13 protein-coding genes, 2 tRNA genes and 3 rRNA genes are annotated in these 21,430 nt (G+C 56.2%); 14 read left to right on the top strand and 4 right to left on the bottom strand.

All coding sequences use genetic code 11. The features are described from left to right. Positions 1-4: 4 nt before the first annotated feature. Positions 5-421, bottom strand: coding sequence for a DUF4124 domain-containing protein (locus ACZZ0G_RS06990; protein ID WP_463555707.1), 417 nt, complete (start codon positions 419-421; stop codon positions 5-7). Between the two features lie 399 nt (positions 422-820). On the opposite strand from ACZZ0G_RS06990, the gene ACZZ0G_RS06985 reads away from it, so the two are divergent. The 14 genes from ACZZ0G_RS06985 to ACZZ0G_RS06920 all read left to right on the top strand — a co-directional run bounded on the left by ACZZ0G_RS06985 (position 821) and on the right by ACZZ0G_RS06920 (position 16,226). Beyond that, complete coding sequence (locus ACZZ0G_RS06985; protein WP_463555706.1) at positions 821-2,545, top strand: acetolactate synthase 3 large subunit; 1,725 nt, start codon at positions 821-823, stop codon at positions 2,543-2,545. Positions 2,546-2,547: 2 nt separating this feature from the next. Then, positions 2,548-3,039 carry an acetolactate synthase small subunit gene (ilvN, locus tag ACZZ0G_RS06980; protein WP_003176102.1) on the top strand — a complete coding sequence of 164 codons (492 nt, stop codon included), beginning with the start codon at positions 2,548-2,550 and terminating at the stop codon, positions 3,037-3,039. Between the two features lie 48 nt (positions 3,040-3,087). After that, positions 3,088-4,104: a ketol-acid reductoisomerase gene (ilvC, locus tag ACZZ0G_RS06975; protein ID WP_007909969.1), complete on the top strand. Its 1,017-nt coding sequence runs from the start codon at positions 3,088-3,090 to the stop codon at positions 4,102-4,104. Positions 4,105-4,252: 148 nt separating this feature from the next. Then, entirely contained in the window at positions 4,253-5,110 is an 858-nt protein-coding gene (gene pssA, locus ACZZ0G_RS06970) for a CDP-diacylglycerol--serine O-phosphatidyltransferase (RefSeq protein ID WP_016983477.1), read from the top strand. A 63-nt stretch (positions 5,111-5,173) separates the two neighbouring features. Beyond that, on the top strand, positions 5,174-6,187 hold the full coding sequence (msrP, locus tag ACZZ0G_RS06965; protein ID WP_463555705.1) for a protein-methionine-sulfoxide reductase catalytic subunit MsrP: 1,014 nt from the start codon (positions 5,174-5,176) through the stop codon (positions 6,185-6,187). After that, positions 6,187-6,810 (top strand): protein-methionine-sulfoxide reductase heme-binding subunit MsrQ, encoded by a 624-nt coding sequence (gene msrQ, locus ACZZ0G_RS06960; protein WP_463555704.1) that lies wholly within the window; start codon positions 6,187-6,189, stop codon positions 6,808-6,810. The genes msrP and msrQ overlap by 1 nt, the downstream gene beginning before the upstream one ends. A gap of 483 nt (positions 6,811-7,293) precedes the next feature. After that, positions 7,294-8,830 (top strand): 16S ribosomal RNA (locus ACZZ0G_RS06955). Positions 8,831-8,953: 123 nt separating this feature from the next. Further along, positions 8,954-9,030: transfer RNA gene (locus tag ACZZ0G_RS06950), tRNA-Ile, on the top strand. A 10-nt stretch (positions 9,031-9,040) separates the two neighbouring features. Then, positions 9,041-9,116: transfer RNA gene (locus ACZZ0G_RS06945), tRNA-Ala, on the top strand. 234 nt (positions 9,117-9,350) lie between these two features. Next, positions 9,351-12,244 (top strand): 23S ribosomal RNA (locus ACZZ0G_RS06940). Positions 12,245-12,395: 151 nt separating this feature from the next. Further along, positions 12,396-12,511: ribosomal RNA gene (gene rrf, locus ACZZ0G_RS06935) — 5S ribosomal RNA — on the top strand. Together the 16S, 23S and 5S rRNA genes with 2 tRNA genes alongside form the textbook arrangement of a ribosomal RNA operon. Positions 12,512-12,660: 149 nt before the next feature. Continuing rightward, positions 12,661-13,320 carry a paraquat-inducible protein A gene (locus tag ACZZ0G_RS06930; protein ID WP_463555702.1) on the top strand — a complete coding sequence of 220 codons (660 nt, stop codon included), beginning with the start codon at positions 12,661-12,663 and terminating at the stop codon, positions 13,318-13,320. After that, on the top strand, positions 13,307-13,930 hold the full coding sequence (locus ACZZ0G_RS06925) for a paraquat-inducible protein A (RefSeq protein WP_463555701.1): 624 nt from the start codon (positions 13,307-13,309) through the stop codon (positions 13,928-13,930). The genes ACZZ0G_RS06930 and ACZZ0G_RS06925 overlap by 14 nt, the downstream gene beginning before the upstream one ends. Continuing rightward, on the top strand, positions 13,923-16,226 hold the full coding sequence (locus tag ACZZ0G_RS06920; protein WP_463555700.1) for a PqiB family protein: 2,304 nt from the start codon (positions 13,923-13,925) through the stop codon (positions 16,224-16,226). Before ACZZ0G_RS06925 ends, ACZZ0G_RS06920 begins: the two co-directional genes overlap by 8 nt. A gap of 190 nt (positions 16,227-16,416) precedes the next feature. Here ACZZ0G_RS06920 and mksF read toward each other — a convergent pair whose 3' ends face one another. Genes mksF through mksB form a run of 3 tightly spaced genes read right to left on the bottom strand, consistent with a single transcriptional unit; the run spans position 16,417 to position 21,222 of the window. Then, positions 16,417-19,257, bottom strand: a complete 2,841-nt coding sequence (gene mksF / locus ACZZ0G_RS06915; protein ID WP_463555699.1) for an Mks condensin complex protein MksF — start codon at positions 19,255-19,257, stop codon at positions 16,417-16,419. Further along, positions 19,254-19,955 carry an Mks condensin complex protein MksE gene (gene mksE, locus ACZZ0G_RS06910; RefSeq protein WP_016983587.1) on the bottom strand — a complete coding sequence of 234 codons (702 nt, stop codon included), beginning with the start codon at positions 19,953-19,955 and terminating at the stop codon, positions 19,254-19,256. Before mksE ends, mksF begins: the two co-directional genes overlap by 4 nt. Further along, positions 19,945-21,222: an Mks condensin complex protein MksB gene (gene mksB / locus ACZZ0G_RS06905; protein WP_463555698.1), complete on the bottom strand. Its 1,278-nt coding sequence runs from the start codon at positions 21,220-21,222 to the stop codon at positions 19,945-19,947. Before mksB ends, mksE begins: the two co-directional genes overlap by 11 nt. Positions 21,223-21,430: the final 208 nt, after the last annotated feature.

Raw genomic sequence — 21,430 nt, 5'->3', positions numbered from 1 at the left:
GTCGCTACTGGCAGTTTTCACTTATCTGTTTCTGCGCCTCGACAATGCGCTCCTGCCGCTGCGCATCATCCAACCTGCGCAATTGCCCCTCAACTTCCTCCCTCAGGCGCGGATTGTTCTGCAATTGCGCAAGATTCGTGCGTGTTTGCTCGCAAAACTGCTTGAGCTGCGCCTGTTGGTCGGCGACCTGGTTCTTCACCTTGTCATCGATCGCCTTCTGATCGCCCAATACACCGCTGCCCGGCATCGCCGCAGGTTTCGGCGGAGGCGACGAGGGTGTCTGCAAGGTCGTCGACGGCTGGCCCGGGGGCGGCTGCGCATCGAAGTGTGTGACGCCTTGGGCATCGACCCATTTGTAGATTTGAGCGGCCATGCACCATGGGCTGAGGCCGATCAGCAGAGTAAGGAGGAGCGTTCGCATGCTGATTCCTTGGCAAAATTGCGCAATTGACACTAACAGAGTAGCGGTTTTCAGGTTTTTTCTTGCGTTCTCATGTGCTTACCCACAATTAACCGCACAGACGACTTGACTTGGAGAGGGCGAAACAGAAGAATCCAAAGTCCGCTGTAGAGGGACTGCCAGAAGCAGACCCACTCGGTAGATCATGAGGCGCACATCCGCGCCGACCTGTTACACCCGCAACGCGTTACCTCGCGCTGGGTGGGAAAGGCCCGCAACACTTGGGACGATCCCAATACTTGCTCAGTCAGTGCTGACGTAGTCGGCGACCACCGTCGCTCATGCTCTGCCGAGAAGTAAACCTATTAAGACCCGCCCCTTTTTTGTGGACGGTATTCTGGCGTTTTAGAGGTGAACAACGTGGAGCTTTTATCTGGCGGTGAGATGCTCGTCCGCTTTTTGCGTGACGAAGGCGTCAAATATATCTACGGGTACCCGGGTGGTGCTCTCCTGCATGTTTACGATGCCCTGTTCAAAGAACCGGAAGTGAATCACATCCTGGTTCGTCACGAACAAGCGGCAACCCATATGGCTGACGGTTATGCCCGTGCCACCGGTAAAGCCGGCGTGGTATTGGTGACGTCCGGTCCTGGCGCCACAAACGCCATCACCGGTATCGCGACCGCCTATATGGACTCGATTCCAATGGTGATCATTTCCGGTCAGGTGCCAAGCACCATGGTCGGCACCGACGCGTTCCAGGAAACCGACATGATCGGTATCTCCCGGCCGATCGTGAAGCACAGCTTCATGATCAAGCACGCCTCGGAAATCCCGGAAGTCATGAAGAAGGCCTTCTACCTGGCGCAATCCGGTCGTCCGGGCCCGGTCGTGGTCGATATCCCGAAAGACATGACCAACCCGGCCGAGAAGTTCGAATACATCTTCCCGAAGAAAGCCAAGCTGCGCTCCTACAGCCCGGCCGTTCGTGGTCACTCCGGGCAAATCCGCAAGGCGGCAGAAATGCTCCTCGCGGCCAAGCGCCCAGTGCTCTATTCCGGTGGCGGCGTGATCCTCGGCAACGGTTCCGCACCGCTGACCGAACTGGCGAAAATGCTCAACCTGCCAGTGACCAATACGTTGATGGGTCTGGGTGGTTTCCCTGGCACTGATCGTCAGTTCATCGGCATGCTCGGCATGCACGGCAGCTACACCGCCAACCTGGCGATGCACCATGCTGACGTGATCCTGGCTGTCGGCGCGCGTTTCGACGATCGCGTGATCAACGGCGCGGCGAAGTTCTGCCCCAACGCCAAGATCATCCACATCGACATCGACCCGGCTTCGATTTCCAAGACCATCAAGGCCGACGTGCCTATCGTTGGGCCGGTTGAGAGCGTCCTGACCGAAATGGTCGCGATCCTCAAGGAAATCGGCGAGACCCCGAACAAGGAGTCCGTGGCCAGTTGGTGGAAGCAGGTTGATGAATGGCGCGGTGATCGCGGCCTGTTCCCTTACGAAAAGGGCGACGGCAGCAAGATCAAGCCGCAGACCGTGATCGAAACCCTCTGCGAAGTGACCAAGGGCGACGCCTTTATCACTTCCGACGTGGGCCAGCACCAGATGTTCGCGGCGCAGTACTACACGTTCAACAAGCCGAACCGCTGGATCAACTCCGGTGGTCTGGGCACCATGGGCTTCGGTTTCCCGGCGGCCATGGGCATCAAGTTGAGCTTCCCGGATGATGACGTTGCCTGCGTGACCGGTGAAGGCAGCATCCAGATGAACATCCAGGAACTGTCGACCTGCCTGCAATATGGCTTGCCTGTGAAAATCGTCATCCTGAACAACGGTGTTCTGGGGATGGTTCGCCAGTGGCAGGACATGAGCTACGGCAGCCGTCACTCGCACTCCTACATGGAATCGCTGCCTGACTTCGTCAAGTTGGCTGAAGCCTACGGCCACGTCGGCGTTCGCATCACCGAATCGAAAGATCTGAAGTCGAAGATGGCAGAAGCGTTCGCCATGAAGGATCGTCTGGTGATCATCGACGTATCAGTCGACACCAGCGAGCACGTCTATCCGATGCAGATCAAAGACGGCTCCATGCGCGATATGTGGCTGAGCAAGACGGAGCGTACTTAATCATGCGGCACATTATTTCCTTGCTTCTGGAAAACGAACCCGGCGCTTTGTCTCGCGTAGTCGGCCTGTTCTCGCAGCGCAACTACAACATCGAAAGCCTGACTGTGGCCCCGACCGAAGACCCGACCCTGTCGCGTCTGACGCTGACAACTGTTGGCCACGATGAAGTCATCGAGCAGATCACCAAAAACCTGAACAAGCTGATCGAAGTGGTCAAGCTGGTGGACCTGTCGGAAAGTGCTCACATCGAGCGCGAACTGATGCTGGTCAAGGTCAAGGCCACTGGCGCGCAGCGCGCCGAGATCAAACGCACCACCGATATTTACCGTGGACAGATCGTCGATGTCAGTGCCAGCGTGTATACCGTTCAACTGACCGGTACCAGCGACAAGCTCGACAGCTTCATTCAGTCCATCGGCACCGCATCGATTCTGGAAACCGTCCGTAGCGGCGTGACCGGCATTGCCCGCGGCGACAAAGTACTCAGCATCTAAACCAAATTAGCGAATGGCCTGAACGGCCTGGATATATAGGGGAAATTCATGAAAGTTTTCTACGATAAAGACTGCGACCTGTCGATCATCCAGGGCAAGAAAGTTGCCATCATCGGTTACGGTTCCCAGGGCCACGCCCAAGCGTGCAACCTGAAAGATTCCGGTGTCGACGTTACCGTTGGTCTGCGTAAAGGTTCGGCCACTGTTGCCAAAGCTGAAGCTCACGGCCTGAAAGTGACCGACGTTGCTTCCGCTGTTGCGGCTGCCGACCTGGTCATGATCCTGACCCCGGACGAATTCCAGTCGTCGCTGTACAAGAACGAAATCGAGCCGAACATCAAGAAAGGCGCCACCCTGGCTTTCTCCCACGGCTTCGCGATCCACTACAACCAGGTAGTTCCGCGTGCCGACCTCGACGTGATCATGATCGCGCCGAAAGCACCAGGCCACACCGTACGTTCCGAGTTCGTGAAGGGCGGCGGTATCCCTGACCTGATCGCGATCTACCAGGACGCCTCGGGCAACGCCAAAAACGTTGCACTGTCCTACGCTGCTGGCGTTGGTGGCGGTCGTACCGGCATCATCGAAACCACCTTCAAGGACGAAACCGAAACCGACCTGTTCGGCGAACAAGCCGTACTGTGCGGCGGTACCGTTGAACTGGTCAAAGCCGGTTTCGAAACCCTGGTTGAAGCTGGCTACGCGCCGGAAATGGCCTACTTCGAATGCCTGCACGAACTGAAACTGATCGTTGACCTCATGTACGAAGGCGGTATCGCCAACATGAACTACTCGATCTCCAACAACGCTGAATACGGCGAGTACGTGACCGGTCCGGAAGTGATCAACGCCGAATCCCGTCAGGCTATGCGCAACGCCCTGAAACGTATTCAGGACGGCGAATACGCCAAAATGTTCATCAGCGAAGGCGCAACCGGCTACCCTTCGATGACCGCCAAGCGTCGTAACAACGCCGCTCACGGCATCGAAGTCATCGGCGAGCAACTGCGCTCCATGATGCCGTGGATCGGTGCCAACAAGATCGTCGACAAAGCCAAAAACTAAGTCGTCGTCCCTTGTACGAAAAACGCGGCCTCGGCCGCGTTTTTTCGTTTGAGCCGGTGGTTCTGGTATAAAGCTGCAGCGTTTGTGGCCGAACTGTCGTCCTCAAGCACCTGTCGAAATTTCTCCAAACCGTTGCAAGGTAATGTCCATGAGCGAACGTCCCGAAGAGCCGAACAAGGCTTCTGACGCCGAAAGCCTGCTGCCCATCGATGAACACATCGAAGAAGGGCACGACGCAGAAGGTCGTAAAGTCCGGCATCGTGGTATCTATCTGCTGCCGAATCTGTTCACCACTGCGAACCTGTTCGCAGGGTTTTACTCCATCATCAACTCGATGAGCGCCCAAGCGGCCTTGAGTGCCGGTGATTCTGCCAACGCGAGCAAGTATTTTGCTTTTGCCGCGATCGCGATCTTCGTCGCCATGGTGCTCGACGGCCTCGACGGTCGTGTCGCGCGCATGACCAATACGCAAAGTGCCTTTGGCGCCGAGTACGACTCGCTGTCGGACATGGTTGCGTTCGGTGTCGCACCGGCGCTGCTGGCCTTTGGCTGGGCGTTGGGTGACATGGGCAAGGTCGGCTGGATGGTCGCCTTCATCTATGTAGCGGGCGCGGCGTTGCGTCTGGCGCGCTTCAACACTCAGGTGGGTACGGCGGACAAGCGCTATTTCATCGGTCTGGCCAGTCCGGCAGCGGCGGGTGTGGTGGCGGGTATTGTCTGGGCGTTCAGCGATTACGGCATTCAGGGTTCGAAGATGTCCTTCCTGGTCGCGTTGATGGTGGCCGCCGCCGGCATGCTGATGGTCAGCAACATCAAGTACAACAGCTTTAAAGAGCTGGATCTGAAAGGACGCGTACCGTTCGTGGCGATCCTTGCGGTGGTGCTGGTGTTCGCCGTGGTCTTCAGCGATCCGCCGCGCATTTTGCTGTTGGTGTTCCTCGCCTACGCCGCTTCTGGCCCTGTGCAGTACCTGTTGCATCTTCGTCGGCACAAAAAAGCCGAGTGATGTAATTTCCCGCATACTCCGCAGTCTATGGGTGCATCAGTCCTCCAAAGCTGCGGAGTTGCCATGTTGATCAAAGTCCCCAAAGCATCCGACTGCCACGAGTCGGATGTCACGCCTGAATCCATTTATCTCTCTCGCCGCCAATTGCTTGGGGTCACTGCTGCCGGTATCGCCGTCAGTAGCCTGCCGCGCTGGGCCAGTGCCGAGGATGCCGCTCGGTACGCAGATGTCGAGCCCGGTAAAGCGCCTGCCTGGTTTAACGAGAAGCTGCCTTCTACTAAGTGGGGCGCCGTCAGCGTCAAGGATGAGGCGATCACGCCTTATAAAGATGCGACTCACTACAACAACTTCTATGAGTTCGGTACCGACAAGGGTGACCCGGCGGCGAATGCCGGCTCGCTGAAAACCGAACCATGGAGCGTAGTGGTTGACGGGGAGGTGGGTAAGCCGGGGCGTTACGCGCTGGAAGACTTCATGAAACCGTATCAGTTGGAGGAGCGTATTTATCGCCTGCGCTGCGTCGAAGCGTGGTCGATGGTCATTCCCTGGATCGGCTTTCCAATCTCGGCGCTGCTCAAGCAAGTCGAGCCGACTTCCAATGCCAAGTACATTCGCTTCGAAACCTTGCAGGATCCCAAAAGCATGCCCGGCCAGCGCTCCGGTTTTGCCTTGATCGATTGGCCTTATGTAGAAGGTCTGCGGCTGGATGAAGCGATGAGCCCTTTGGCCATTTTGGCGGTGGGCATGTATGGCCGTGAGTTGCCGAACCAGAATGGTGCGCCGCTGCGTCTGGTGGTGCCGTGGAAGTATGGCTTCAAGAGCGTCAAATCAATCGTGCGTATCAGTCTGGTCAGCGAGCAGCCGAAGACGACCTGGCAGAGCATTGCGGCAGATGAATACGGGTTTTATGCGAACGTGAATCCGACAGTTGATCACCCACGCTGGACCCAGGCACGCGAGCGGCGTCTGCCGAACAGTCTGTTCAAGCCAAATGTGCGGGACACGCAAATGTTCAACGGCTACTCGGATGAAGTCGCTTCTTTATATACAGGACTCGATCTGCGGAAGAACTACTGATGCGATTTCCACTCTGGCGTATAGGCGTTTTCATTGCGGCGGCGGTCTGGCCGATGCTGTGGTTGTATCAGGCTCTCGGTGATTTGCTCGGGCCTGATCCTGGCAAAGTGCTGGTGGATCGGCTGGGGCTGGGGACGTTGGTGTTGCTGTTGATTACCCTGAGCATGACACCGCTGCAGAAACTTACCGGGTGGGCAGGATGGATTGCTGTTCGCCGGCAGTTGGGGCTTTGGTGTTTTGCCTATGTGGTTTTGCACCTGGGCAGCTATATGGCTTTCATTCTTGGGTTCGATTGGTCGCAGCTGGCGGTCGAGTTGCGCAAACGGCCTTACATAATAGTAGGGGCGTTGGGCTTTCTAGGATTGTTGGCGCTGGCGGTTACGTCCAATCGCTACAGTCAGCGTCGTTTAGGTGTGCGCTGGAAGAAGTTACATCGTCTGGTCTACGTGATTCTTTGCCTGGGTTTGCTGCATATGCTGTGGATTGTGCGTGCTGATCTCGAAGAATGGGCGATCTATGCCTCTATAGGTGCTGTGCTTTTGCTGCTACGTATTCCGCCAGTGATGCGTCGGATCCCGCGTTTGTTGGCTAAAAAGCAGGTTTTTCAAGAAAAGCGAAATTAACGGTTGACGGCAGATTTCAGATGTCTATAATTCGCCCCACTTCCGGCGCAGTCGAAACGGAAAACTCCTTGAGATTCAATGAGTTATCTAGGTTTCGGCAGCAGGTTGCTTCAGTTTATCGAAGCCAGAAGGAAGTGAAAAAGAGGTGTTGACAGCAGCGTGTAACGCTGTAGAATTCGCCTCCCGCTGACGAGAGATCGTAAGCGCAAGTGGTTGAAGTTGTTGAAGAATTCTTCGAAAACTTCTGAAAATAATCGCTTGACAGCAAATGAGGCTGCTGTAGAATGCGCGCCTCGGTTGAGACGAAAGATCTTAACCAGCCGCTCTTTAACAACTGAATCAAGCAATTCGTGTGGGTGCTTGTGGAGTCAGACTGATAGTCAACAAGATTATCAGCATCACAAGTTACTCCGCGAGAAATCAAAGATGTAACCAACGATTGCTGAGCCAAGTTTAGGGTTTCTTAAAAATCCAAAGATGTTTGAACTGAAGAGTTTGATCATGGCTCAGATTGAACGCTGGCGGCAGGCCTAACACATGCAAGTCGAGCGGATGACAGGAGCTTGCTCCTGAATTCAGCGGCGGACGGGTGAGTAATGCCTAGGAATCTGCCTGGTAGTGGGGGACAACGTTTCGAAAGGAACGCTAATACCGCATACGTCCTACGGGAGAAAGCAGGGGACCTTCGGGCCTTGCGCTATCAGATGAGCCTAGGTCGGATTAGCTAGTTGGTGAGGTAATGGCTCACCAAGGCGACGATCCGTAACTGGTCTGAGAGGATGATCAGTCACACTGGAACTGAGACACGGTCCAGACTCCTACGGGAGGCAGCAGTGGGGAATATTGGACAATGGGCGAAAGCCTGATCCAGCCATGCCGCGTGTGTGAAGAAGGTCTTCGGATTGTAAAGCACTTTAAGTTGGGAGGAAGGGTTGTAGATTAATACTCTGCAATTTTGACGTTACCGACAGAATAAGCACCGGCTAACTCTGTGCCAGCAGCCGCGGTAATACAGAGGGTGCAAGCGTTAATCGGAATTACTGGGCGTAAAGCGCGCGTAGGTGGTTCGTTAAGTTGGATGTGAAATCCCCGGGCTCAACCTGGGAACTGCATTCAAAACTGTCGAGCTAGAGTATGGTAGAGGGTGGTGGAATTTCCTGTGTAGCGGTGAAATGCGTAGATATAGGAAGGAACACCAGTGGCGAAGGCGACCACCTGGACTGATACTGACACTGAGGTGCGAAAGCGTGGGGAGCAAACAGGATTAGATACCCTGGTAGTCCACGCCGTAAACGATGTCAACTAGCCGTTGGGAGCCTTGAGCTCTTAGTGGCGCAGCTAACGCATTAAGTTGACCGCCTGGGGAGTACGGCCGCAAGGTTAAAACTCAAATGAATTGACGGGGGCCCGCACAAGCGGTGGAGCATGTGGTTTAATTCGAAGCAACGCGAAGAACCTTACCAGGCCTTGACATCCAATGAACTTTCCAGAGATGGATTGGTGCCTTCGGGAACATTGAGACAGGTGCTGCATGGCTGTCGTCAGCTCGTGTCGTGAGATGTTGGGTTAAGTCCCGTAACGAGCGCAACCCTTGTCCTTAGTTACCAGCACGTAATGGTGGGCACTCTAAGGAGACTGCCGGTGACAAACCGGAGGAAGGTGGGGATGACGTCAAGTCATCATGGCCCTTACGGCCTGGGCTACACACGTGCTACAATGGTCGGTACAAAGGGTTGCCAAGCCGCGAGGTGGAGCTAATCCCATAAAACCGATCGTAGTCCGGATCGCAGTCTGCAACTCGACTGCGTGAAGTCGGAATCGCTAGTAATCGTGAATCAGAATGTCACGGTGAATACGTTCCCGGGCCTTGTACACACCGCCCGTCACACCATGGGAGTGGGTTGCACCAGAAGTAGCTAGTCTAACCTTCGGGAGGACGGTTACCACGGTGTGATTCATGACTGGGGTGAAGTCGTAACAAGGTAGCCGTAGGGGAACCTGCGGCTGGATCACCTCCTTAATCGACGACATCAGCTGCTCCATAAGTTCCCACACGAATTGCTTGATTCATTGAAGAAGACGATAGAAGCAGCTTTAAGCTCCAAGCTGATAGCTCCAAGCTAACAGTTACGCGCTCGAAATTGGGTCTGTAGCTCAGTTGGTTAGAGCGCACCCCTGATAAGGGTGAGGTCGGCAGTTCGAATCTGCCCAGACCCACCAATTTTGTTATGGGGCCATAGCTCAGCTGGGAGAGCGCCTGCCTTGCACGCAGGAGGTCAGCGGTTCGATCCCGCTTGGCTCCACCATATAACTGCTTCTGAAAGCTTAGAAATGAGTATTCCATTGAGAATATTGATTTCTAGTCTTTTGATTAGATCGTTCTTTAAAAATTTGGGTATGTGATAGAAAGATAGACTGAACGTTACTTTCACTGGTAACGGATCAGGCTAAGGTAAAATTTGTGAGTTCTCTTAGTTGAGAAATTCGAATTTTCGGCGAATGTCGTCTTCACAGTATAACCAGATTGCTTGGGGTTATATGGTCAAGTGAAGAAGCGCATACGGTGGATGCCTTGGCAGTCAGAGGCGATGAAAGACGTGGTAGCCTGCGAAAAGCTTCGGGGAGTCGGCAAACAGACTTTGATCCGGAGATGTCTGAATGGGGGAACCCAGCCATCATAAGATGGTTATCTTGTACTGAATACATAGGTGCAAGAGGCGAACCAGGGGAACTGAAACATCTAAGTACCCTGAGGAAAAGAAATCAACCGAGATTCCCTTAGTAGTGGCGAGCGAACGGGGACTAGCCCTTAAGTGGCTTTGAGATTAGCGGAACGCTCTGGAAAGTGCGGCCATAGTGGGTGATAGCCCTGTACGCGAAAATCTCTTAGTCATGAAATCGAGTAGGACGGAGCACGAGAAACTTTGTCTGAATATGGGGGGACCATCCTCCAAGGCTAAATACTACTGACTGACCGATAGTGAACTAGTACCGTGAGGGAAAGGCGAAAAGAACCCCGGAGAGGGGAGTGAAATAGATCCTGAAACCGTATGCGTACAAGCAGTGGGAGCAGACTTTGTTCTGTGACTGCGTACCTTTTGTATAATGGGTCAGCGACTTATTTTCAGTGGCGAGCTTAACCGAATAGGGGAGGCGTAGCGAAAGCGAGTCTTAATAGGGCGTCTAGTCGCTGGGAATAGACCCGAAACCGGGCGATCTATCCATGGGCAGGTTGAAGGTTGGGTAACACTAACTGGAGGACCGAACCGACTACCGTTGAAAAGTTAGCGGATGACCTGTGGATCGGAGTGAAAGGCTAATCAAGCTCGGAGATAGCTGGTTCTCCTCGAAAGCTATTTAGGTAGCGCCTCATGTATCACTGTAGGGGGTAGAGCACTGTTTCGGCTAGGGGGTCATCCCGACTTACCAAACCGATGCAAACTCCGAATACCTACAAGTGCCGAGCATGGGAGACACACGGCGGGTGCTAACGTCCGTCGTGAAAAGGGAAACAACCCAGACCGTCAGCTAAGGTCCCAAAGTTATGGTTAAGTGGGAAACGATGTGGGAAGGCTTAGACAGCTAGGAGGTTGGCTTAGAAGCAGCCACCCTTTAAAGAAAGCGTAATAGCTCACTAGTCGAGTCGGCCTGCGCGGAAGATGTAACGGGGCTCAAACCATACACCGAAGCTACGGGTATCACCTTCGGGTGATGCGGTAGAGGAGCGTTCTGTAAGCCTGTGAAGGTGAGTTGAGAAGCTTGCTGGAGGTATCAGAAGTGCGAATGCTGACATGAGTAACGACAATGGGTGTGAAAAACACCCACGCCGAAAGACCAAGGTTTCCTGCGCAACGTTAATCGACGCAGGGTTAGTCGGTCCCTAAGGCGAGGCTGAAAAGCGTAGTCGATGGAAAACAGGTTAATATTCCTGTACTTCTGGTTATTGCGATGGAGGGACGGAGAAGGCTAGGCCAGCTTGGCGTTGGTTGTCCAAGTTTAAGGTGGTAGGCTGAGATCTTAGGTAAATCCGGGATCTTAAGGCCGAGAGCTGATGACGAGTTACCCTTTGGGTGACGAAGTGGTTGATGCCATGCTTCCAAGAAAAGCTTCTAAGCTTCAGGTAACCAGGAACCGTACCCCAAACCGACACAGGTGGTTGGGTAGAGAATACCAAGGCGCTTGAGAGAACTCGGGTGAAGGAACTAGGCAAAATGGCACCGTAACTTCGGGAGAAGGTGCGCCGGTGAGGGTGAAGGACTTGCTCCGTAAGCTCATGCCGGTCGAAGATACCAGGCCGCTGCGACTGTTTATTAAAAACACAGCACTCTGCAAACACGAAAGTGGACGTATAGGGTGTGACGCCTGCCCGGTGCCGGAAGGTTAATTGATGGGGTTAGCTAACGCGAAGCTCTTGATCGAAGCCCCGGTAAACGGCGGCCGTAACTATAACGGTCCTAAGGTAGCGAAATTCCTTGTCGGGTAAGTTCCGACCTGCACGAATGGCGTAACGATGGCGGCGCTGTCTCCACCCGAGACTCAGTGAAATTGAAATCGCTGTGAAGATGCAGTGTATCCGCGGCTAGACGGAAAGACCCCGTGAACCTTTACTATAGCTTTGCACTGGACTTTGAATTTGCTTGTGTAGGATAGGTGGGAGGCTTTGAAGCGTGGACGCCAGTTCGCGTGGAGCCATCCTTGAAATACCACCCTGGCAACTTTGAGGTTCTAACTCAGGTCCGTTATCCGGATCGAGGACAGTGTATGGTGGGTAGTTTGACTGGGGCGGTCTCCTCCTAAAGAGTAACGGAGGAGTACGAAGGTGCGCTCAGACCGGTCGGAAATCGGTCGTAGAGTATAAAGGCAAAAGCGCGCTTGACTGCGAGACAGACACGTCGAGCAGGTACGAAAGTAGGTCTTAGTGATCCGGTGGTTCTGTATGGAAGGGCCATCGCTCAACGGATAAAAGGTACTCCGGGGATAACAGGCTGATACCGCCCAAGAGTTCATATCGACGGCGGTGTTTGGCACCTCGATGTCGGCTCATCACATCCTGGGGCTGAAGCCGGTCCCAAGGGTATGGCTGTTCGCCATTTAAAGTGGTACGCGAGCTGGGTTTAGAACGTCGTGAGACAGTTCGGTCCCTATCTGCCGTGGACGTTTGAGATTTGAGAGGGGCTGCTCCTAGTACGAGAGGACCGGAGTGGACGAACCTCTGGTGTTCCGGTTGTCACGCCAGTGGCATTGCCGGGTAGCTATGTTCGGGAAAGATAACCGCTGAAAGCATCTAAGCGGGAAACTTGCCTCAAGATGAGATCTCACTGGAACCTTGAGTTCCCTGAAGGGCCGTCGAAGACTACGACGTTGATAGGTTGGGTGTGTAAGCGCTGTGAGGCGTTGAGCTAACCAATACTAATTGCCCGTGAGGCTTGACCATATAACACCCAAGCAATTTGCGTCGAAAGGCCAGATTGCGGTGTGTGAAGACGAAACGAACCGAAAGTTCGAAAGACTCACAAAACACCTAGCTGTCACATACCCAATTTGCTGAAGCGAGGCCACAAGGCCACGACTCAGTACCCGAATTTCTTGACGACCATAGAGCGTTGGAACCACCTGATCCCATCCCGAACTCAGCAGTGAAACGATGCATCGCCGATGGTAGTGTGGGGTTTCCCCATGTGAGAGTAGGTCATCGTCAAGATTAAATTCCGAAACCCCAATTGCGAAAGCAATTGGGGTTTTGTTTTGCCCGCAGGAAAGTATTTTGCTCGTGACAGCGAACAAATTTGCACAGTTATTTTCGAATCAGAACACTAGAATAGCCCCACCTTATTCGGAGTCAGAGCCTTTATGTCAGAGTCGGTTGACGCCCCAGGGCTGTCAGATTTACCGCTGGAAGACTTGGTGGCCTGTCACGAGTGCGACCTGCTGATGCGCAAGCCAACGCTTGCTCACGGAGAGAAAGCGCTCTGCCCTCGCTGCGGTTACGAACTGTACGCTCACCGTCATAACGTGGTGCAGCGCAGCCTCGCCCTGGTGATCGCAGCATTATTGCTGTACATCCCGGCAAACTTTTTACCCATCATGCAACTCAATATCCTCGGACAATCGTCGCAGGATACGGTCTGGAGTGGCGTACTCGGCCTGTTCAACACCGGCATGCAGGGTGTGTCGATCGTAGTATTCCTGTGCAGCATGGCCATTCCGCTGCTCAAGTTGCTGTGCCAGTTGTTCGTGTTACTGACGATTCGCTTCAATGCCGGACGCAGCTACGGCTTGCTGCTCTATCGCATTTATCACCACCTCAAAGACTGGGGAATGCTCGAGGTCTATCTCATGGGCGTGCTGGTGGCGATCGTCAAACTGGCGGACATGGCAGCCATCACCGTAGGCCTGGGTTTGGCGTGTTTCATCGGCTTGTTATTGGTACAGGTCTGGCTGGAAGTGGTGATGTCACCGCATCAGATCTGGCAGGCGTTATCAGGAGAGGACGCTCATGCGGGCGATTGATGCGGGCATTCTGGTCTGTACCGAATGCCACGAATTGAACAAACAGGAGACGGACGCCGGTGAGCAATCCTGCACCCGCTGTGGTGCATTGGTTCACGCTCGCCGTCCGAACAGCCTGGTGCGCACCTGGGCCCTGCTGATCACGGCAGCGATCATCTATATACCGGCCAATGTCTTGCCGATCATGACTGTCAGTTCTCTGGGCCAAGGTGATCCGAGCACCATCATGTCCGGCGTGATTCAGCTAGTGCAACACGGCATGATCCCGATTGCCGCCGTGGTGTTCATCGCCAGTATTCTGGTGCCCACCTTCAAACTGGTCGGCATCGCGCTGCTGCTTTTCTCAGTGCAAAGACGCCAGCCGTTGTCAGCTCGTCAGCGTATCTGGATGTACCGCTTCATCGAGTTCATCGGTCGCTGGTCGATGCTCGATATTTTTGTGATCGCCATTCTCGTGGCGGTCGTCAACTTCGGCCGGCTTGCCAGTGTCGAAGCCAATCTTGGCGCTATCGCCTTCGCCAGTGTGGTGATTCTGACGATGCTCGCCGCAGTAACTTTCGATCCCCGACTGATTTGGGATAACACGGAGTCGGACGACGACCATGACTGATTTGCCCGTAGCGAAAACCCGACCGGCTTCGAACTGGTCTGCCATTTGGGTCCTGCCGCTGATCGCCCTCATCATCGGCGGCTGGCTCGGCTGGCGTGCCTATTCCGAAACCGGTATCGAGATCCAGGTTCGCTTCGAGAGCGGCGAGGGCATCCAGGCCAACAAGACTGAGGTCATGTACAAAGGCATGTCGGTCGGCAAGGTCAAGACGCTTAAACTGGATGACGAGGGCAACTCCAAAGGCGTCATCGCCACCGTCGAGATGAACAAGGACGTCGAGCAATACCTCAAGACCAGCACACGGTTCTGGCTGGTCAAGCCAAGCGTGACCCTGGCCGGTATCACTGGATTGGAGACTTTGGTTTCGGGTAACTATGTCGCCATCAGTCCCGGCGAGGGCGAGCCGACACGCAAGTTCAAGGCGCTGGCCGAAGAACCGCCGCTGTCCGATGCAAAACCCGGTCTGCACCTGACCATCAAGGCTGATCGTCTCGGTTCGCTGAACCGTGGCAGTCCGGTGTTCTACAAACAGATCAAAGTCGGCCAGATCAAAAGCTACCTGCTTTCGGAAGACCAAAGCACCGTTGAGCTCAAAGTCTTCATCGAGCCGACCTACGCCAAACTGGTGCGCAAACACACGCGCTTCTGGAACGCCAGCGGCATCAGCATCGACGCCAACCTGTCCGGCGTAAAAGTGCGCAGCGAATCGCTGGCCAGCATTGTCGCCGGGGGTATCGCCTTCGCTACGCCGGAGAACCGCAAGGACAGCCCGCCGACCGATCCAAGCCTGCCATTCCGTCTCTACGAAGACTTCGATGCGGCCGCTGCAGGGATTCGCGTGAAGGTCAAACTCAGCGACTTCGAAGGGTTGCAGGCTGGCCGCACGCCGGTGATGTACAAAGGCATTCAGGTCGGCAACCTGAAAGCGTTGAAGGTCGATCCGGATCTGAACAGCGCTACTGCCGAGCTGACTCTTGATCCGTTGGCCGAAGACTATCTGGTCGACGGCACGCAATTCTGGGTGGTCAAACCGTCGATTTCTCTGGCCGGGATCACCGGGCTGGAAGCGCTGGTAAAAGGTAACTACATTGCTGTGCGTCCGGGTGACAAAGGCGCTGCGCCGAAACGCGAGTTCGAGGCGCGGCCGAAAGCGCCGCCGCTGGATCTGCGTTCGCCGGGTCTGCACCTGGTGTTGTTCACCGACACCCTTGGTTCGATCGATGTCGGCAGTCCGATTCTGTTCAAACAGGTCAAGGTCGGCTCGGTACAGAGCTATCAATTCTCCAAGACCCGCAAGCAGATAATCATCGGTGTGCACATCGAGAAGGAATACGAAAACCTGGTCAACGCCTCGACGCGCTTCTGGAACGTCAGCGGTGTCACGCTCACCGGCGGTTTGACCGGCGGGATTCAAGTGAAGAGCGAGTCTCTGCAAACGCTGATGGCCGGTGGTATCGCTTTCGAAACGCCACAAGCCAAGGCCCCGCTGCAGAAACGCATTCCGCGTTTCCGTCTGTTCGCCAACCATGACGATGCTAATCAAAAAGGCGCGGTAGTCACGATCAAGGTTGATCGCGCCGACGGTCTGAGCAGCGGCACGCCGGTACGCTTCAAGGGCCTGGATGTCGGCAAGATTGAAAGCGTCGATCTGACCGATGACTTGCAGTCGGTGATCCTCACCGCGCGTATTACCGAAGTGCCGGAGAAAATCGCCCGGGTCGGCAGCCAATTCTGGGTGGTCAAACCGGAGCTCGGCCTGATCAAGACAGAGAATCTGGAAACCCTGGTGACCGGGAAGTACATCGAAGTACAACCGGCGGCGAAGAACCTCGGCCCGCAGAAGAACTTCACTGCGCTAGCCGCTGCGCCGGAAGTGAGCAAGCAAGAGGCGGGGCTGAGTCTGGTGTTGAGTGCGGCCCGTCGTGGTTCGCTGAAGCCGGGTGTGCCGGTGACCTACCGTGAAATTACCGTGGGTAAAGTCACCGGTTACGAATTGGGCCAGACCGCTGATCGGGTCTTGGTGCACATTCTGATCGAGCCGAAATACGCATCGCTGGTGCGCAGCGGCAGCCGCTTCTGGAACACCAGCGGTGTCGGGTTTGATATCGGTTTGTTCAACGGGCTGACGGTGCGCACCGAGTCGCTGGAGACGGCGATTCAGGGCGGGATTGCTTTTGCTACACCAGACGGTGAGCGTATGGGCGGCCAGGCGCGGGCAGAGCAGACGTTCCCGCTGTTCGACAAGTTTGAGGATGAGTGGCTGACGTGGGCACCGAAGATTTCGCTCGGTAAGTAACCTGAAGTTGATGTGGCGTCTATTAAGACGCCTTCGCGAGCAAGCTCGCTCCCACATTTGAAATGCGTTCCAATGTGGGAGCGAGCTTGCTCGCGAAGAGGCCTCAAAGCTGAGCACAAACCCCAAGCCATAAAAAAGGGCCGCGATCCCATCAGATCGCGGCCCTTTTTTTGTCTTCAGCTAAAACCGATCAAACCGCATCCAGCTCCGGTTCATCCGCTTCAACATTCAGCGTCGCCTTCACCACATCATGGCGACGGATGTATTTCCAGTCCGCCTCATCAATGTAGATCCCCGCCGGCCCGCTGCCACCTTCCAGGTCGATCGCGACACTGGCGCAGACCTGCGGCTTCACACTCGCCAGAATTGGCACGAAGCCCAGTTGCAGGCTGGTTTCCAGCAGCGCGGCCTGGTTCTTCTCGTCGATGTCCGCCGCCTCGTCGAGGTAGTACGGCAGACGCACGCGGCCGGCCTGATCGCGATCCATCAAGTGCAGCAACAAGTACATGTTGGTCAGTGCCTTGATGGTCATGGTCGTACCGTTGGACGCCGCGCCATCGATGTCGGTGTGGATAACCGGCTGGCCGTTGACCTTGGTGATCTCGAACGCCAGTTCAAACAAGTCCTTGAGACCGAGCTGGTTGTGGTTCGCCGCCACCAGACGCGCCAGATATTCCTTGGCCTCTTCGTTCTTGTTGTCCTGCTCGGCGCTTTGGCTCAGGTCGAATACCGAGAGGGTTTCGCCTTCTTCGTACTGACCGGCGCTGTGAATGATCTGGTCGATGTGCTTGAGCGCTTCCTTGTTCGGCGCGAGGACGATGCGGAAGCTCTGCAGGTTGGACACCTGACGCTTGTTGATCTCGCGGTTGAACAGCGCCAGTTGATGCTCGAGGCTGTCGTAGTCGCTGCGGATGTTGCGCAGGGTCCGGGCGATGTCGGTGACTGCCGCGCGACGAGCCTTGCCCAGCGTCAGCGCTTCATCGGTACGGTGCGCGTATGCGTTGATCAGCAACGACAGACGGCGCTCCATGTCGTCTTCGCTGTCGAACTTGGCCACGCCCTTCAGACGCACTTGCGCATACAGCGCTTCGATTTGACCGTCAGCGCGCAGCAGGCCTTGCCAGCTGTCCTGATAGTCGTTGAGCAGCGGCAGCAAGTTGTCCATCGAATCGTCGACCGGATCCATGAACGGCGTACCGAACGGCAGATCCGCCGGCAACAACTGACGACGGCGCAGCGCATCGTCGAGGGTACGTTGCTTGGCTTCCATGTCGGCGATCTGGCGGCCGACCAGTTGCAGCTTGGCCGACAGTTGCTGGACGCGCTCGGTGAAGGCATCGCTGGAGCGCTTGAGTTCATCCTGTGCGCCTTCCATCTGCGCCAGTTGCTCGAGCTTGTCGCTTTCTTCAGCGCTCAAAGTCTGCGTACGGCGGAAGTCTTCCAAGGCCTTCTGCGCATCCAGCACTTGCTGGTACAGCGCTTCGGTCTGGGTCTTGCTCGCGGCACGGTCGGCGGCCACGGCTTGCTGGGTTTTCAGTTGCTTGAGTTCTTTTTCCAGACGCTCTTTCTGATCGCGCAACGCGGCGCGGTCAGCCAAGGCCTGCAGGGCCGGCGGCTCGATATTCGAAATATCGATCGACAGGCCCGGCACTTCGAAACGCTCGCCTTTGAAGCCATCAAGAATCAGCTCAACCGATTTGACCCACTCGCCATCGGCGTCGAGGGTGATGCCGTGTTCACCCAGCGGCAGGCTGAACAGTGCGCTGTTGAACAGACGCATCAAACGCTCGACGTCCTGTTGCGAGAATTCCTCGCGCAGTCGGGCGTAGCTGTTGTTGTCGGCGTGATCGAGTTGCTGCTTCACCGACTTCAGTCGTTTTTCCAGATCGCGCACGCGCTCTTCCAGATCTTCCGCGCTGAACTGACGGGACTGCGCCAAGGCACCGGCCAGTTCGTCGTGCGCGTCTTTGGCGGCGAGCAATTGTTGCTCCAGCACTTTGACGTCATCGACCAGCGCGAAGCGATTTTTCAACACCGACAGCTCGCCGAGCCAGCGCTGAATGCCGGAGATTTCCCGCTCAAGACGCATCAGTTCCTGGGTGCCGCCGCGCTGATCGTTTTGCAGACTGTCCTGCTCGCCACGGTAGTGGTCGGCCTGAATCGTCAGCTCTTCTTTGCGCGCACTGGCATAGTCCGACCAGGTGCCGAGCAACGAATCGAGCAGTGGCGACAGGCGATGCAGTTTGCCGCGCAGCACGTCGCGTTGTTTCACGCCGTTGGCCAAGGCTTCAACCAACGGGCCGGCAGCGACCAGCGAGTTGTAGTCCTGTTCCATGCGACGCACGTCGCGGAAAGCTTCTTCGCACGCGGCGATGTAATCGACGCTGCCGGAACGCAGGCTGTGTTCGAAGGCATCGAGGAACAACTGCTTGAGCTTGGCCGCGGTAATTTCACGCATGTGCAGCAGGTTGATGAACAGTGCGCGGAAGGTCTTCAGGCTCTGCTCGCTGGTGGAGCGCAGCGGGATCAGCGTCAGGTCGAGCGGGATCGATGTGTGACCGCCCACCAGCAAACGACGCAGCTCATCCGGCTTGAGCTCGTAGGCTTTCAGGCCTTCTTTCTCAAGATTGCTGAACAGCTCTTTCTGGCGCAGGCAAGTATCGTTCTTCTGGTAATGCGCCAGATCGAGCTTGCCGGCGTAGGCGAAGAACTGGTGACCGAAACCACCGCCCGGGCCGCGACCGACCACGCCGATCACGTGCGGGCCGTGGGGCAGATTCACTTCGACGAGGATGTAGCTGGTGTCGGAGGCGAAGTAGAAACGCCGCGATTGTTCCAAGCTGTACTTGCCGAAACTCATGTCCGACATGCGCGCCAGAATCGGGAACTGCAAGGCGTTGATCGACGCCGATTTACCGAGGTTGTTCGCGCCGTAAACCGACAACGGTTCTTCTAGCGGGAACAGGCCGAGGCTGTAACCGGCGGTGTTCAAAAGGGCAAAGCGGCGGATGCCGTAGCGTTCCTGGCTCATGCGTCGGACTCCTGTTCTTCGGCAATGGCGCGGGCCAGTGCGTCTTCTTCGCTCTCTTCATCAAATTCGGTGAGGTCGAGCGGATCGTCGGTTTCGAGGAATTTGGCTTCCGCCGCTTCGTCGATCAGCACCGGTGCCGGCAGCGGCAATACGCTGTGCACGCTGGCCGCCAGATCGCGATCCTGCTGCACCGACAGGCACACATCGAGGAAACGGTGCATCGGCGGCAGGAAACGGTACACGCCGTTTTCTTCGCTGGCGAAACCGAGTTGAGTCATGCGGCGCATGATCTTTTCTTCGAGCTCTTCAACGGTCTGCACTTCGGCCTGAATGAACAGGTCGCGGTATTTCTCCAGCAGCGACGGCAATTCTTCGCGGCCGAGGCTGCCGCCATCGAGCACGGCGATCGGGTCGCGGCCCTGATCGGCCAGGTGCTCGACGAGGATGAAGGTGAACAGCGCCAGACGCTGCGCAGTCTTGTTCACCGCTGCGGCGGCCATGTCCGGCACAAAGTAGTAGAAACCACGGGTGTCGCAGACCAGCTCAAAACCCAGCGCCTTGAACAGCGTGCGGTATTGATCCTGGAAGTTCGACAGTTGCGCGTACAGCTCCGGGTCGCGGCGGCTGACGTGGTAACCCTTGAACAGCTCGCGGAAGATCGGCGCGAGTTGCGACAGTTCGGAAAGATCAAGATGCATTGGGGATGCTCGCAGAATTCTCGGAGGCAGAGTCGCTGGCCGAGAGCAGGGCGAAGGAGCGCAGGCTGACCTGGTGCTCGTGAGTGTGGTATTCGCGGCGTTCCAGACGCTCGCGCTTGAAGCGTTTTTCCCGCGACAGACGCGAGAACCAATAAAGCAATTCGTCGGTGGCGCCGTCCGGTTCCTGCTCCAGCAACCAGGTCATCAGATCCGGCATCGGCAGGGCTTCTTCGCAACGGTCGACCATCTCGCGCACAGTGCGTGGCGCGCGTGGGGCTTCGCCTTTCTGGGTCTTGTGCGCCTTGGGGAAACGCGCCGGTTTCGGCTCGAATCGCGCCAAAGCGTACACGTAGGCTTCGACCTGGCTGGCGCTGCCGAGGAAGGTGCTTTGCGGGCGGGTGAACAGCGGCATCGCCGCTTGCGGCACGGCATCAATGCCTTTACGGCGAATCGCAGCCAGTGCCAGTGCGGCGCCACGGGTCACGGCGTTGTGCCGGCGCGCTTCTTCACGCAGCGGCAGCAGCAGTTCGCGAGCGTGACGCAGGGTCAGTTGCGCGCTGGTCTGCATTTCGAGAATGCGCGCGTGGGTGCGCAGCAGCATGTCGTCATCGACCAAATGGCCGAGGCGCTGTTGCTCACTGAGCATCTTCAACAGCACGGTTTCGACCTTGCGCACGCCTTGTTCGAAGGCGCCGTCGGCGTTCACCAGATCGATCATCGGCTCGACGTATTCGTCCCACGTCGCCAGCACTTCAGCGTAACGCTGACGCAGCGGAATCTGCCGGTCGCTGGTCTTCGCCCGTTCGGCGACGGCCACCAGGGCCTGTTCGTCGTTGTCGAGTTTCTTCAGCACGTCGCGCACGCGCATGTCGAGCAAGCGCAACTGGCGAGCGAGATCGTGGCCGTCGCGGACTTCGAACGCGTCCTGGATGTAACCGGCCAGGCGTTCGAGGTGACGCAGATAGGCTTCGATTTCCAGGCACAGGCCCAAGCGGTGCTCGCGACGCAGGTAAGCGAGGAAGTCGTGAATCTGTGCGTTCAGTTCGAAACGGTTCGGGCTTTTCGCCACCGGAATCAGAATATCGAGGCGAATCCACACATCGAGCAGGCTGGTGATGTCCTGCGGCGTGCTGTCCAGTTGTTGGGCGGCCAGTTGCGCGCGCAGTTCGTTGAGGCTCAATGTGCCTTGGTCGAAGTGCTCACACAGTGGCTCAAGCAGTGCCCAGTGTTCAGCGAGGGCGCGCAAGACGCGCTTGGGTTCGATCATCGGAATGCCCGGCTGGTTGGCAATGAAAAGCGGCGATTGTACTGCATCACGAAGGATGCGATTCACTCTCGGGACGGGCTGTCGAGTTTTCTAAGGGAGAGAGCTTAGATAAAGGCTATCGATCAACAGCAAGCGATCTTGAGCGAACGGCGGTAGAATCAGCGCACTTCAGTTATCCACAAGTGGCCGACCCTTTGCTTATCGAGTC

It is taken from the genome of Pseudomonas sp. AC169 (genome assembly GCF_979258515.1).
The sequence above is the reverse complement of the archived record's forward strand: the minus strand, read 5'-3'. Positions and strand labels throughout refer to the sequence as shown.

Bases quoted from the DNA above. Each gene is read 5' to 3' on its own strand.
- ACZZ0G_RS06990 (WP_463555707.1), bottom strand. From the start codon at position 421: ATGCGAACGCTCCTCCTTACTCTGCTGATCGGCCTCAGCCCATGGTGC.
- ilvN (WP_003176102.1), top strand. From the start codon at position 2,548: ATGCGGCACATTATTTCCTTGCTTCTGGAAAACGAACCCGGCGCTTTG.
- ilvC (WP_007909969.1), top strand. From the start codon at position 3,088: ATGAAAGTTTTCTACGATAAAGACTGCGACCTGTCGATCATCCAGGGC.
- pssA (WP_016983477.1), top strand. From the start codon at position 4,253: ATGAGCGAACGTCCCGAAGAGCCGAACAAGGCTTCTGACGCCGAAAGC.
- msrP (WP_463555705.1), top strand. From the start codon at position 5,174: ATGTTGATCAAAGTCCCCAAAGCATCCGACTGCCACGAGTCGGATGTC.
- msrQ (WP_463555704.1), top strand. From the start codon at position 6,187: ATGCGATTTCCACTCTGGCGTATAGGCGTTTTCATTGCGGCGGCGGTC.
- ACZZ0G_RS06930 (WP_463555702.1), top strand. From the start codon at position 12,661: ATGTCAGAGTCGGTTGACGCCCCAGGGCTGTCAGATTTACCGCTGGAA.
- ACZZ0G_RS06925 (WP_463555701.1), top strand. From the start codon at position 13,307: ATGCGGGCGATTGATGCGGGCATTCTGGTCTGTACCGAATGCCACGAA.
- ACZZ0G_RS06920 (WP_463555700.1), top strand. From the start codon at position 13,923: ATGACTGATTTGCCCGTAGCGAAAACCCGACCGGCTTCGAACTGGTCT.
- mksF (WP_463555699.1), bottom strand. From the start codon at position 19,257: ATGAGCCAGGAACGCTACGGCATCCGCCGCTTTGCCCTTTTGAACACC.
- mksE (WP_016983587.1), bottom strand. From the start codon at position 19,955: ATGCATCTTGATCTTTCCGAACTGTCGCAACTCGCGCCGATCTTCCGC.
- mksB (WP_463555698.1), bottom strand. From the start codon at position 21,222: ATGATCGAACCCAAGCGCGTCTTGCGCGCCCTCGCTGAACACTGGGCA.